Below are 13397 nucleotides of genomic sequence, written 5' to 3' on the forward strand. Positions count from 1 at the left end.
CCTCTTGTGCGACATAAGTCAGTTCTTGTCCAGCGTCTCGCGCACAACGACGGCAAGCTGCTTCAGCGAGAACGGCTTCGGCAGGAAGCCGAATTGCGCATCGGCCGGCAAATTGCGGGCAAAGGCGTCCTCGGCATAGCCCGAGACGAAGATGAACTTCATATCCGGATATTTTTTGCGCAGCTCGCGCAGCAGCGACGGACCGTCCATCTCAGGCATGACGACGTCGGACACGACGACATCGACCTGCCCGTCGAGCTCGTCCATGATATCGAGCGCCTCGACGCCCGAGCCGGCCTCATAGACGGTATAGCCACGGGTCTCGAGCATGCGCTTGCCGCCGCGACGCACCGCCTCTTCATCCTCGACGAGCAGCACGACCGCGGACTTGCCGGTCAGGTCGGCCGGCTCCTCTGCCGGAACGACCGCCGCAACGCTCTGATCCATGGCCGCGACATCGCGGCTTTCCGGCATTTTCGCCTCCGTCACCGCAGGCATTTCGACAATGTGCCGCGGCAGGAAGATGCGGAAGGTCGTTCCCTTGCCGACCTCCGATTCCGGCTGGATATAGCCTCCCGACTGCTTGATGATGCCGTAGACCATCGCAAGGCCGAGACCGGTGCCCTTGCCCACTTCCTTCGTCGTGAAGAAGGGCTCGAAAATCTTGTCCATGATTTCAGGCGCGATACCGGTGCCGGTGTCGCTGACCTCGATGAGCACCATGTCCTCATGCGGCAGATAGGGATAATTGAAGGCGCTGACATCGGCCGCCAGCAGATTGCGCGTGCGCAGCGTCAGCGTGCCGCCGCCGGGCATGGCATCGCGCGCATTGACGCAAAGATTGATGAGCACCTGCTCGAACTGCGACAGATCGGTCTTCACCGGCCAGAGATCCCGGCCGTAATCGACGTCGAGCTTGACGTGCGTGCCAGATAGCAGCCTGTCCACCAGCATGCGCAGATCGCCGATCACGTCGGTCAGGTTGAGAACGGTCGGCCGCATGGTCTGCTTGCGCGAGAAGGCGAGCAGCTGCCGCACCAGCACGGCCGCGCGATTGGCGTTCCGCTTGATTTCCATCAGGTCAGCAAAGCTGGCATCGGAGGGCCGCGCCTGCAGCAGCAGATGGTCGGAAGACAAAAGGATGGCGGTCAGCACGTTGTTAAAGTCGTGCGCGATGCCGCCTGCAAGCGTGCCGACGGCATTCAGCTTCTGCGTTTGCGCCATCTGGGTCTCGAGCGCCTTCTGCTCGGTCACCTCGACGGCGTAGACGATGGCGGCCTCTTCCGGTGCCTCGTCGGTCTGGTCGATGACGGCGTTGATATAGAAGCGGAAATGCCGCGTCTCGTCTTTAGGATTGCGGGAGTCGATCGCCGGGATATCGCCTTGCCGATCCTTGGCGGCGGCGAGCGCCTGATGCAGCCGCGACCGGTCGCTCTCGTTGACGACAGTCTCAAGTGCCGCACCGCGCTCGATATCGTCGCGGGAGACCAGATCGGAAAAGAGCTTCAGGAACGGCGCGTTGGTGCGCAGAATGCGGCCGGCGCCATCGACGGAAGCGATCGCCATCGGCGTATTGTTGAAGAACCGGCTGAAGCGCATCGCCGCCGCCGAAGCCGATTGCTCGGTGTCGCCGCCATTTTGCCGCGTCAATACGATCGTGCGGCTTTCACCCGGGGCGCCATCGCGCATCGACGTCACGCTGTGGACGATCTGTACCGGCAGGCTCTGGCCGTTGGAGCGCCGCAGATCGAGATCCAACGTCACCGTCTTCTTTAAACCGGGTTCCGCCTGGACGGATTGGATCAGCGCCAGCCCCTCGCCGGCCACGAGATCGCCGATCGTCATCGATCCCGGCACGAACTTCGTCAGGTCGAAACCGAGCCATTCGGCCAGCGTCGCGTTGAGATAGAAAATCTCGCCCTTGCGACCGGCGGAGAAGAACCCTGCCGGCGCGTGGTCGAGATAATCGATCGCGTTTTGAAGTTCCTTGAAGAAGCGTTCCTGATCGTCGCGCTCGGAGGTGATGTCGGTGATCTGCCAGATGTGCAGCGTCTTGTTGCCGCCCTGCTCCGGCGGCAGAACACGTGCTTTCAATCGATACCAATGGGCTCCCTGGCCGATTCCATTGAAGGGGCCGAGCGGTTTCAGCAGCCGAAATTCCTCCGATCCCTCCTTGCCGTCACGCAAACCGTTGGCCAGACGATAGAGAGCTTCATTTGATTCACGGTTACGGGAGAGCAGGGTCTCGAGCGACTGCACCTCGGTCGCCTTGGTGGCGCCCGTCAGCCGTCCGTAGGCGGCATTGGCGTAGACGATGCGGCCCTTCTCGTCCGTAATCAGCGTGCCATCCGGATGGCTGTTCAGGAACGAACGCGCCAGGCTGTCGGACTGCGGCTGCGGCATGACCTCGACGAAACCGATGATCGAGGAGACCAGAAAGAAGATACCGACCATGGCAAGGATGCCAAGCCCGCCAAGCACGGCTTCATTGTCGAGCTGGCTCTTGAAGACGACGAAGGCAACCGCCGCGGCCACGAGAACGAGCGCAAGCAGGATGATGCGCAGCGCAGTTCCGGAACGAACCCCGCCATCCACCAGCGGCACGCTATACTCGTCGGACGGACGCTGCTTCGTCATAAACCCCTCGTCTCCGCCATTCTCCTCGCGACATGTCATAGACGTTTCGGATCGCCAGAGTCGGACCTTTCGAATCTTCTTTACCAATTTGCGTCATCGGCAAAAAGCGTTACGGGGCCAGAAAGGCTTGAATTCACAAGCAAGAGAGCCCAAGGGGCAGCAATCACATCTTGTATCGGGCTTGATCCTGTCCATATGATCGCCGCATAGAAAGTCCAAGGTCAAGGCATCTACCTTACTGTAGTTGCGCATAGGCCGCGACATCGGGGACAAATACGGAGTATCTCGACATGTGGGACGACATCGCCGGAGCCTATGGCAGCCGCTTTTTCCTTGCAGCCGGCGGGGTCGGACTCGCCCTCCTGGTACTCATCGCCATTCTTTGGATTGTGCGCAACCGGGCGCCATCGCCCTTCGTGCGCGGCGGCAAGAACCGCCAGCCGCGCCTGCAGGTGCTGGATGCCGCCGCCGTCGATGCGCGCCGCCGTCTGGTGCTCGTCCGGCGCGATGGCATCGAGCATCTCATCATGATCGGCGGCCCGACCGATATCGTCATCGAGTCCGGCATCTCCGATCCCTCGCGAGCAGGAGCAGCGGCAGCGCTCGACGGTCCGATCGCGTTCGAAAGTCGGCTGCAGCCGCGGCAGACGGCCGGCGAACTCGATAGCCCGCCCGTTGCGCTTCCCGCAGAAAAGCAGCAGTCGACAGGGGAAAAGATCGAAGCCTATCTGCGGGCCGAAGGGGCTACTCCAACGCCGCTAAGGCCCGCGCCGCAGCCGGTCGAGCGTGCCCCTCTGCCTGCCGCACCGTCGCCGCAGCGCGCACCGCAGCCGGCACCCGCAATCACTGAAGCCGAAGCCGCCGACATATTGGACGCCGCTCGCCATGTCGTCCTGCCGCCTCAGCCTGTACGACCGGCAGCGGTCGAGCCAACCATCACGCCGCTTGCCCCCGTTGCCGCTCCCGCCGATGTCGGCAGTGATTTCCAGCGCCTGCTCGAAGCGGAAATGTCGAAGAATTTGACAGCGGAACGGATCATTCCAAACGCTCCGCCGCCGCGGCAAGTTCAGCAACAGCCGGTAACCGCGCCCACGCAAAGCCCGGTCCCGGCGCAGCGCGTCGAGCCCGAACTCGCCCCGATGACCGGAGCGGACAGCGCCCTTCAGAAGGAAGTCGCCCGCATCTTCGGCGAAATGAGCGTTAGCCGCGACAAATAGGGCGCGGCGCGAAACACTTTCGAATCAAAAGACACGCGAGTCATGACCTCCACCAGAGGTGGAGGTTTGAAACGCTGCGCTTGAACCGCTAGAAGCGGTTTTGCTATAAGTTAGTAGCTAGGATTAAAGAGGTCGGCAAAGTCGGAAGCTTTGTCGGCCTTTTCTTGATTACGGATATAACGTCTGACGACCTGCTCATCGTAGCCAGTCGTCGACACGAAGTATCCACGCGCCCAAAAGTGATAGCCCTTGTAGCGCCGCTTGCGGGCATATTTGTTGGCGACGTAAAGCGCCGTCTTCCCCTTCAAAAAGCCGACAATATGCGCAACCGAGTATTTCGGCGGGATCGAGATCAACATATGCACATGGTCGGGCATCAAATGACCCTCTTCGATCTGGCAGCCTTTTTGCTGTGCCAGCCGACGTAAGAGTTCTCCCAACTCACGCCGTACGTCCCCGTAGAGTCTTTTCGTGCGGTATTTGCTGCCAAAAACAACGTGATACTTGCAGTCCCACGTCGCATGCGAGAGCGTTTGCTCATCCATAGAACCTCCTTGTTCGAAGTCTGGGCCACGCCAGCAGTTCAAGCAGGAGGTCTCTCAACTACCGTGTAGAACTCGTCCAGTCCTCCACCGTAGGTGGAGGTTTATCTTGCTCGCAAACAAAAAGGCACGACGCATAGAGCGCCGTGCCTTTTGTGTTTGTCCTGGCCGAGATCAACCGTTCCGCTACTCGTCGCGATAGACCTTCTCGCGGCGCTCATGACGTTCCTGCGCTTCGATCGACAAGGTGGCGATCGGCCGCGCGTCGAGACGCTTGAGGCCGATCGGTTCGCCGGTTTCTTCACAGTAGCCGTAAGTGCCGTCTTCGATACGCTGCAATGCAGCGTCGATTTTCGAGATAAGTTTACGCTGGCGGTCGCGAGCACGAAGTTCGATGGCTCGGTCTGTTTCTGAGGATGCCCGATCGGCGAGATCGGGGTGGTTTGCGCTTTCTTCTGCCAGATGGTCCAGGGTTTCGCGCGCTTCTCTAAGGATATCGTTTTTCCAGGCGATCAGCTTCGCTCGAAAATAAGCTCGCTGATTTAGGTTCATGAACTCCTCGTCTTCCGAGGGCACGTAATTGCTAAGATCGATCTTCTCACTCAACGCGATTCTCCTGAAGAACATCTCATATGGCGGGCTGTATATCCCAACCAATAGTGCCGGTTCAAGCCAAATAGAGGCTGTCAACTGATTTTTAAATTTGTCATAAATTTCGGCTAAGTGTCTATTTTTTCGTCATATATTGGCAACGACCCAAATTTGGCGTGTCGGTAACCTCTGCGCGAGCCGGCGTTCCCCGCTCGATTCGGAGGATATCTGCGCGGTTGACGGCACGCCCCAGGAGACGCTACCTCATTGATGAAATAGAGCTTCGGATTTCATCATGACCAAAATCTCGCCGCCGCCATCAAGGATCTATCTCCTGCGTCATGCCGAGGCTCAGCGGGCGGCGCCCGGACAGAAGGATTTCGATCGTCCTCTAAGCAGCAAGGGCTATGCGGCGGCGGAAATCGTGGCCGACGAGGCTATCGAGAAAGGTTACAAGCCAGATCTGATCATCTCATCGACGGCGCTGCGCTGCCGTCAGACGGCCGAGGCCATGCGCCGCATCGTCAGCCCCTCCACCGAGTTCCGCTTTGTCGATGCGGTCTATAACGGAACGCTGGACACCTATCTTTCCCTGCTTGCGTCGCAGAAGGATCAAGGAGCCGTCATGCTCGTGGCGCATAATCCGACGATCGAGCAGACGCTGGAAGCCCTGATCGGCCGCAAGGCTCTGGCAGCGGCCCTTCCGCACGGCTTTCCGACAGCCGGCCTCGCCGTCGTCGATGCGGCTTCGCCCCGCTGGTCGCTGACGGATTTTGTCACCAAATAGGGATAAGCATCTGAAGCGAACCAGCGCAGCCGTTCGCTTGGCCCGCTCATCTTTTCCGCGCAAGATTCGCTACCTATATTCACGGTCACGCTGTCACCCAGGGATCCCGCCTTGCCGCCAAGCCTGACCTCCTTCACCGACGACGCCCTCATCGCCTTCGACAATCTCGCGGATCGTGCGGCCGGGCTCGTCAACCCGACAGTTCGGCTTGGCGTCACGGGCCTCTCCCGCTCCGGCAAGACCGTCTTCATCTCGTCGCTGGTGCACAATCTGCTGAATGGCGGCCGTCTGCCGCTGTTCGAGCCGGTGCAATCAGGCCGCGTTTCGGCGGTTCGCCTCGAGCCCCAGCCCGACGATGCCGTGCCGCGCTTTCAATATGAGGATCATATCCGCGCATTGGTCAAAGAGCGCATATGGCCGGATTCGACGCGCGCGATCTCCGAGCTGCGCATCACGCTGGATTATCAAAGCGCCAGCGGCTGGAACCGGTTGTTCTCTCCAGGCCGCCTTTCCATCGATATCGTCGATTATCCGGGCGAATGGCTGCTCGACCTCCCCCTGCTCGGAAAAGATTTCCGAGCCTTCAGCGACGAGACCTTGGCGCTGGCCGAAACCGGCATTCGCGCCGAACTGTCCAGCAACTGGCTGGCAATAACCGAAAATGCCGATATCGCTGCGCCCGCCGACGAAATGAAGGCGCGTGATCTTGCCACCGCTTTTGCCGATTATCTGAAGGCCTGCAAATCCGACGAGCGCTCGCTCTCGACGCTGCCGCCCGGGCGTTTCCTGCTGCCCGGCGATCTCGATGGCTCGCCTGCCCTCACTTTCGCGCCGCTGAAGCTTCCAGCCGAGGGCAGCGCCCCGAAGGGTTCGCTATGGGCGATGATGGAGCGCCGCTACGAGGCCTATAAATCGGTCGTGATCAAACCCTTCTTTCGCGAGCACTTCGCCCGCCTCGACCGCCAGATCGTGCTCGTCGATGCCCTGCAGGCCATCAATCGCGGTCCGGAAGCCGTGCAGGATCTCGAACGCGCGTTGACGGACGTGCTTGCCTGCTTCCGTCCCGGTAACAACTCCTTCTTTTCCTCGCTGCTTGGCCGGCGCATCGACCGCGTGCTGGTTGCCGCCACCAAGGCCGACCACCTGCACCACGAGAGCCACGACCGGCTGGAGGCGCTGACCCGCCGCCTCGTCGAGCGCGCGGTCGACCGCATCGGCATGGCCGGCGCCGGCATCGAAGTCATGGCCATCGCCTCCGTACGCGCCACCCGTGAGGCGACGGTTACGCGCGACGGGGAGACGCTTCCCGTCATCGTCGGCACGCCGATGGACAAGGAAACGATTGCCGGCGAGACCTTCGACGGCAATCGCAAGACGGCGGTATTCCCGGGCGATCTTCCTGAAAATCCGCGCTGGCTGTTCGAAGCTCTTGAATCCGATGGGGCCAAGGTCCACTTGCCGGACGTGAATGTCGTCCGCTTCCGCCCGCCGGAGCTCGATGAAACCGGCGGCGGAATTAAGCTATCGGTGCCGCATATCCGGCTTGATCGCGCCATGCAGTTCCTGTTCGGAGACCGTCTCGCATGACGAAACCGACCGAAAACCATCCCAGCACCGCTGCCCGTCGCCCGGCCGCGTTTTCCGTGGAGCCGAGCGATGCGACCGCCAAGGAAGAGCCTGAAATCCTGCGCCGCAAGCCGCAGAGCTTCGCTACGGAAATCGTCCTGACACCGGACGAAGAAGATCCTTTCATCAACTCTGCCGCCGATCAGACGCTTGGCCGACTTGCCGGCGCGAAGCCCCGCCGCCGCAGTTTCTCCTTCGGCAAGATAGCGCTAAGCGCTCTCGGTGTGCTGATATCACTCGCCTTCGGGCTCTGGACGGACCAGCTGATCCGCAACCTGTTCAGCCGCGCCGACTGGCTCGGCTATACGGCCCTTGCCGCGGTCGCCATCGGCATCTTAGCCGTGCTTGCCATCGTCGTCAGGGAAACCGCGGGCATGATGCGGCTGGCCGCGGTACAGACCATCAAGGCGGAGGCGGAAGCCGCCATCGTCGAGACACGTCCGGCACGGGCCAAGGCGCTTGTGACGCGCCTCTGCACCATTCTCGAGGCCAATCCGGAAACGGCAAAGGGACGCGCAACGCTGAAGGCGGCCGAGGACGATATCATCGACGCGCCGCAGCTGATCGAGCTCGCCGAACGTGAGCTGCTTGGCCCGCTCGACCGTCGCGCCCGGGCGCTGATTCTCGGCGCTTCGAAACGCGTCTCGGTCGTGACGGCCGTCAGTCCCCGCGCCCTCGTCGATATTCTCTACGTTCTCTATGAGGCCGCCAAGCTGGTTCGCGCCATGGCGGAGCTCTATGGCGGCAGGCCCGGCACGCTGGGCATGATCAGGTTGATGCGCGACGTGCTCGCCCATCTGGCCGTCACCGGCTCGATTGCGGTTGGCGACAGCATCGTCCAGCAGCTGATCGGCCACGGTTTGGCGTCGAAGCTCTCGGCGCGACTCGGAGAAGGCGTGGTCAACGGCATGATGACGGCCAGAATCGGCATTGCCGCAATGGATCTTTGCCGGCCACTCTCCTTCAAGGCGCTCAAGCGGCCCGGTATTGCCGACTTCGCCGGCGATCTCACGCCAAACGTCACCGGTCGCTCCGCAACCTAAACGCCCGTAAATCCGGCGCCGCCGAGCTCCGGAAACCAAGCATTAACCATTCTGAGGCAAAAGTGAGAACCAGTTTCACCGTTCCGCCTCGCTAGGGAATGTCCATGTTTTCGCGTCAATTTCTTCTTGTAAGCGGCCTTGCCGCCGCGACCCTCTCCACCGGTGCTTGGGTGCAATCAGCCGACGCGGCTCCCCGCGACAAGGCATTCTTCCAGTCGGTTTCCGGCTCATGGAACGGTCCGGGCGAAATCGTCGCCGGCAAGTACAAGGGCACGAAGTTCACCTGCAGCCTCACAGGCAAGCCGGTCGATGGCAGCAGCGCCGGCGTGAAGCTCGACGGCACCTGCCGCGTCGGCGTCTTCCAGCAACCGATGTCGGCGGAAATCACCCAAAGCGGCGGCTCCTATTCCGGAAAGTTCCTGGATGGCGCAGCCGGTAAGGGACTTGATGTGACCTCCGGCACAGTCAACGACGGCACCGTCGTTCTCGGCCTCAATCGCCAGAAGCTCAACGGCGCGATGATCGCCCGCGTTTCCGACAGCAAGTCGATGAACGTCACGATTTCGGTCAAGGTCGGCGAACAGATGGTGCCCGTCATCGGCGTTACCCTGAAGCGCGCCGATGTCGATCCGATAGCGGTCGGATCGATCCAGTAAATTCGGGCGCGGAGCCCAACGTTCGAAGGCCGGCATATTTGCCGGCCTTTCTCATTTCAGGTCAGGCGGATCGCCACCAATCCTGGCTCGTATCCGCGATCTCGATCCCTTCGATATCGACATCGTGCAACCAGTCCTTGACGCTGCGGCCCTCGACGATGAGGTCGCCAGCAAAATCGGCCAGCGGCATCAGCACGAAACCACGCTCGGTCATCCGTGGATGCGGGATGGACAGCAGCGGTTCCACTTGCTCCAAATCACTATAGGTCAGGATATCAATATCGATCGTCCGCGGCCCCCAGCGTTCGATCCGGATCCGTTTCATCTGACGCTCTATGTCGAGGCAGACATCGAGCAGAGCCTCAGGCGCCAGGGTCGTATCGACCGCGGCACACGAGTTGTAGAAGAAGGATTGATCCGTCTTGCCCCAAGGGGGCGTGCGATAGAGCCGCGAAACCGAAACCACCTGGCAATCGTCACGCGCGTCCAGCGCGCGCAAGGCAAGCGCCATGGCGCGCACGGGATTATCCAGATTGCCGCCCAGACCGAGCGTCGCCCGCACCGCTTTATTCTCAGGCAAAATGCTCAACGCTCACCTGTACGTAGTCGAGAACACCCGGAACCGGGGCATTGGGCTTGCGCACCGTGATCTTCGCGCGCCGGATGCTCGGGAAGCGACGGCACAATTCCTTGGCGACATCGAGCGCCAGCGCCTCGATCAAATAGCGACGGCGGCCGGTGACGATCTCCTCGATGACGGTGAAGGCGATGCCGTAATTGACGGTATCGTCGATCGAATCGCGCTCCAGCGCGTCGCCAGCCTCCACATCGAGTTCCGCATCGACAAAGAAGCGTTGACCAAGGAACTCCTCCTCGTCATGCACGCCGTGTCGGGCGAAGAATGCGCAATTCTGCAAAGTAATCGTGTATGTCACAACGCTCATGGCGTCCCTCCGTTTCGAACAGGCACGACGGCGTTCGAAAACCGTTCCCCATGTTTCGGGATCATGCCTTAAGTCTCGCGCGCGTCCTGAGAATAGCATCCGCAACCGCCAGCGCATCCCTGTTGATTGCGACATTATGCACGCGGAATAGAGCCGCTCCCTGCAGACGCAAGATCGCGCTCGTAGCAGCTGTCCCCGCGTCTCGGTCGGCAGCATCGCGTCCGGTGACCGTGCCGACAAAGCGCTTGCGCGAGGTGCCGACCAGAAGAGGCAGATCGAACCGGAGCAGCGCGTTGAACCGCGCCATCAACTCGAGATTCTCCTCCGCATTCTCCTTGGCAAAGCCGAAACCGGGATCGAGCACGATATTCTGCCTGTCGACGCCTGCGGCAGCCGCAATGTCAAGCGAGCGGTTGAGGAACAGGAGCTGATCGTCGATCACGTCGGGCAGCTTCTGCCGGTCGCGGCCTGTATGCATGATGCAAAGCCCGGCACCCGTCTGTGCCGCCAGGGCAGCTATATCCGGCTCGCGTTGCAAACCGAAGACATCGTTGACGATATGCGCGCCGGCTCCAATCGCCATCCGTGCGGTATCGGCGCGGTAGGTATCGACCGATATCAGCGCATCGGTCTTGCCGCGCAATGCTTCGATGACCGGCAGCACCCGCCCCTGCTCCTCACTTGCGCTGACTGCATCGGCGCCGGGCTTTGTCGATTCGCCACCGACATCGATAATGGCAGCGCCTTCCTCGACGCAGGCCAGCGCATGCGCAACCGCCGCATCGACCGCCTCGTAGCGCCCTCCATCGGAAAAGGAATCCGGTGTCACATTGACGATGGCCATGATGGCGCTCTGACGGCCGACATCGAGGCTGCGCCCATGCGCGACATGCCAGGTTTGGCTGCGAAGCTCAGTCACCAACCGTTCCATCCCATTGAAAATGAAAAAACCTTGCGCTTGATATTGCGCTCACAGTGGCTATGCCGCAAGGTTCACCGAAGTTCAACATGGTAGCAACACGAATGCCGCTTGCATCCCATAAGTTTAGTATTTCGTGCGCTCTATTGCTTGCGTTCTGCATGCCCAACATGGCCAGGGCCGAGGTGGTTTCCCGCAAGATCATTTCCTATTTCGACATCAAGGGCAGCACCGCCGACGAGCTCGATGCGTCGCTGAACGAGCGCGGACCGCTTGCCATGGGCTCCAGCAGCCATCACCCGGGTGCAACGAAGATTCGCTTCGGCGGCAACGCCACCTATAGCGAGTCAGGCGGACGATGCTACATTTCCGGCGTTAAAGTGACGGTGACTACGGAAATCATCCTGCCCCGCTGGCGCGATCGGCGCAATGCAAGCAAGCAGATCTCCATGATCTGGGATACGCTGGCCGCCGATATCCGCCGCCACGAGAACCGGCACGTCGAGATCGCCCGTCAGCACGCCGAGCAGATGGAAAGACAGATCCTGGCTCTGCGGCCAGCCGCCAATTGCGACACGCTTCAGGAAAGAGCCAATGCCGTCACGGCGCAGGAGACCGAACGCCACGACGCGGATCAGGCCAGATTCGACCGCATCGAAGCGATCAACTTCCAGAGCCGCATGCAGAGATTACTGTACTATCGCACCCGGCAAAACAGACCACAATGAGCAGCGGGAGCTTCTATTTCACTAATATGACCACCGATACCTGGGCAATTGTGTGAAAACGGCCACTATATCTGTGAATCGTCGGCTAACTTCGCTCTTTGAACTTTACGAGAATCTGAAATAGGTTTTCTCTATCAGACACAGAGAAATGCACCGGATGATTCCATAAGACCGGGCAGTATCTCGAAACGGAGCGATTTTGAGTGCCTGCGCCGTCGGGCTTACTCGCTGTTCGGCGCAGTCAGGGTTTGTTTTCAAAGCATGCGCTTAAGTGTTCTCCTGGCGCGTCCTGAAGCTGCAGGTGTTTCCTCCCTTGCCTGTAGTGATGCGCCCGCCTAGCCTCGCTCGCTGCACCAGCTGAGCGGGGCATCTTTTTGGTGTGGGCGAGAAACTTCACAGCCGGCAGAATAACACAAAACCAAGAGCACGCGGCCCGAAAAGCATTAGGCCTGACGCTCAGGCACATGGACAACCAGTCCATCAAAGGCGCTCTTCATCCTGATCTGACAGGAGAGACGCGAGTTCGGTCGGACATCGAAAGCGAAGTCCAGCATATCTTCTTCCATCGCCTCGGGGCTGCCGACCTTCTCGGTCCATTCCTCATCGACATAGACGTGACAGGTGGCACAGGCGCATGCGCCGCCACACTCGGCTTCGATGCCGGGGACGGAGTTCCGCACGGCATTCTCCATAACGGTGGATCCGTTGTCGACATCAAGGTCAAAGCGTGCGCCGTCGAAGGCGACGATGGTCAGTTTGGTCATGTAACTGAATTCCAAATGCGTGAGTGAAGAACGATCTGGAATTTTACTTCCAACAATTCGCCAGGGCAGTCAACATTTGCGCCGCCGAAACGGTTTGACCCGTCCGGCGGCGCAGAAACTTTGGCGATTGCCGGATCTGCCGATTCAGCGCGAAAGTTTGAGAATGAAGTTCTCTGCCTCGATGACGCATGCGGTGACCGCAGCCATCTGCGCGGCATCGCCCGTATTCGTTTCGAGCGCCGCCGCCGCATCGGCGACACGGAAGGCGCCGATGGCGCTCGCTGCACCCGTCAGCTTATGGGACGCCGCCTGGATGCGCTTGGCATCGCCGCTGCCGATTTCCTGCAGGCAGGAGCGGGCTTGCCGGGCAAACATCTGCAACACCTCGACCTCGAGAGCCTTGTCGCCCATCGTCTGTTTCGCGAGATGAACGAGATCGATTGCCCGTGTCGGGCTCGGCCCGCGCGAATTATCCGGAGATTCAAATGCGATATTCAATGCTGCCATGTGCCAACGCTCCCGTCGATTATCTATGACTGTTTTAGCGACCCGCCCTATACTTGCGGCCGGGGAATGGCCATCGAGTTAAATTTTGGCACATTGAGGGCGCAAAAACTCCAGACATGGTTAACGTGCGTTAAACATGCTCAAAATCTTGGGTTTTCATGGCGTTGCACAGACAAAGAGAGTTAATGACACCTTAATGATCCACTGCCTTTAAGGTGGAATTAATTGTCATGACAGGGGGAATGTGTCACTACGATACTGGTAAATTGGGTAGATGGCACATGCCTTTGCCCAAGAAGTGGATGATGGTAATGTTTTCATAACATCCGTTTGAAAAAGCAGTTATCCACTCTGAAATGTAATGGGAAATCCAAACTCGGCATCGGCCGGAGGCGGAGGCCCCCACGGGAGGCAGGGTTCGTCTTTTCCGGACACG

14 protein-coding genes are annotated in these 13397 nt (G+C 60.1%); 6 read left to right on the forward strand and 8 right to left on the reverse strand.

All coding sequences use genetic code 11. From position 1 onward, the window contains the following. Positions 1–18: 18 nt before the first annotated feature. Positions 19–2676: a cell cycle histidine kinase CckA gene (gene cckA, locus RHSP_RS03350; RefSeq protein WP_420820083.1), complete on the reverse strand. Its 2658-nt coding sequence runs from the start codon at positions 2674–2676 to the stop codon at positions 19–21. Between the two features lie 251 nt (positions 2677–2927). On the opposite strand from cckA, the gene RHSP_RS03355 reads away from it, so the two are divergent. Further along, entirely contained in the window at positions 2928–3854 is a 927-nt protein-coding gene (locus tag RHSP_RS03355) for a flagellar biosynthetic protein FliO (protein WP_004108998.1), read from the forward strand. Between the two features lie 110 nt (positions 3855–3964). On the opposite strand, the gene tnpA is transcribed toward RHSP_RS03355, so the two are convergent. Then, complete coding sequence (tnpA, locus tag RHSP_RS03360) at positions 3965–4399, reverse strand: IS200/IS605 family transposase (RefSeq protein WP_004109033.1); 435 nt, start codon at positions 4397–4399, stop codon at positions 3965–3967. A 183-nt stretch (positions 4400–4582) separates the two neighbouring features. After that, the gene (gene dksA, locus RHSP_RS03365) at positions 4583–5002 is read right to left on the reverse strand and encodes an RNA polymerase-binding protein DksA (protein WP_004109001.1); all 420 of its coding nucleotides are present in this window, start codon (positions 5000–5002) and stop codon (positions 4583–4585) included. Positions 5003–5282: 280 nt separating this feature from the next. On the opposite strand from dksA, the gene RHSP_RS03370 reads away from it, so the two are divergent. The 4 genes from RHSP_RS03370 (at position 5283) to RHSP_RS03385 (ending at position 9099) form a co-directional block, all read left to right on the forward strand. Further along, positions 5283–5774: a SixA phosphatase family protein gene (locus RHSP_RS03370; protein WP_004109004.1), complete on the forward strand. Its 492-nt coding sequence runs from the start codon at positions 5283–5285 to the stop codon at positions 5772–5774. Positions 5775–5885: 111 nt separating this feature from the next. After that, positions 5886–7361 carry a YcjX family GTP-binding protein gene (locus tag RHSP_RS03375; protein WP_004109006.1) on the forward strand — a complete coding sequence of 492 codons (1476 nt, stop codon included), beginning with the start codon at positions 5886–5888 and terminating at the stop codon, positions 7359–7361. Continuing rightward, on the forward strand, positions 7358–8443 hold the full coding sequence (locus tag RHSP_RS03380) for a YcjF family protein (RefSeq protein ID WP_004109009.1): 1086 nt from the start codon (positions 7358–7360) through the stop codon (positions 8441–8443). Before RHSP_RS03375 ends, RHSP_RS03380 begins: the two co-directional genes overlap by 4 nt. A 104-nt stretch (positions 8444–8547) precedes the next feature. Next, on the forward strand, positions 8548–9099 hold the full coding sequence (locus RHSP_RS03385) for a hypothetical protein (protein ID WP_004109012.1): 552 nt from the start codon (positions 8548–8550) through the stop codon (positions 9097–9099). Between the two features lie 61 nt (positions 9100–9160). On the opposite strand, the gene folK is transcribed toward RHSP_RS03385, so the two are convergent. From folK to folP, 3 genes are all read right to left on the reverse strand, one after another. Then, the gene (folK, locus tag RHSP_RS03390) at positions 9161–9679 is read right to left on the reverse strand and encodes a 2-amino-4-hydroxy-6-hydroxymethyldihydropteridine diphosphokinase (RefSeq protein WP_004109015.1); all 519 of its coding nucleotides are present in this window, start codon (positions 9677–9679) and stop codon (positions 9161–9163) included. Continuing rightward, the gene (gene folB, locus RHSP_RS03395) at positions 9672–10043 is read right to left on the reverse strand and encodes a dihydroneopterin aldolase (protein ID WP_004109018.1); all 372 of its coding nucleotides are present in this window, start codon (positions 10041–10043) and stop codon (positions 9672–9674) included. The genes folK and folB overlap by 8 nt, the downstream gene beginning before the upstream one ends. A gap of 61 nt (positions 10044–10104) precedes the next feature. After that, complete coding sequence (gene folP, locus RHSP_RS03400; protein ID WP_051074035.1) at positions 10105–10974, reverse strand: dihydropteroate synthase; 870 nt, start codon at positions 10972–10974, stop codon at positions 10105–10107. Between the two features lie 92 nt (positions 10975–11066). On the opposite strand from folP, the gene RHSP_RS03405 reads away from it, so the two are divergent. Further along, positions 11067–11690: a DUF922 domain-containing Zn-dependent protease gene (locus tag RHSP_RS03405; RefSeq protein WP_037149389.1), complete on the forward strand. Its 624-nt coding sequence runs from the start codon at positions 11067–11069 to the stop codon at positions 11688–11690. Between the two features lie 443 nt (positions 11691–12133). Here the strand turns inward: RHSP_RS03405 and RHSP_RS03410 are convergent, their stop codons facing one another. Together RHSP_RS03410 and RHSP_RS03415 are read right to left on the reverse strand one after the other, a co-directional pair. After that, the gene (locus RHSP_RS03410) at positions 12134–12454 is read right to left on the reverse strand and encodes a 2Fe-2S iron-sulfur cluster-binding protein (protein ID WP_004109029.1); all 321 of its coding nucleotides are present in this window, start codon (positions 12452–12454) and stop codon (positions 12134–12136) included. A 144-nt stretch (positions 12455–12598) separates the two neighbouring features. Further along, positions 12599–12961 carry an Hpt domain-containing protein gene (locus tag RHSP_RS03415; RefSeq protein ID WP_004109030.1) on the reverse strand — a complete coding sequence of 121 codons (363 nt, stop codon included), beginning with the start codon at positions 12959–12961 and terminating at the stop codon, positions 12599–12601. Between the last annotated feature and the right edge of the window lie 436 nt (positions 12962–13397).

Origin of the sequence: Rhizobium freirei PRF 81, from assembly GCF_000359745.1 — a bacterium.
GTDB lineage: Bacteria > Pseudomonadota > Alphaproteobacteria > Rhizobiales > Rhizobiaceae > Rhizobium > Rhizobium freirei.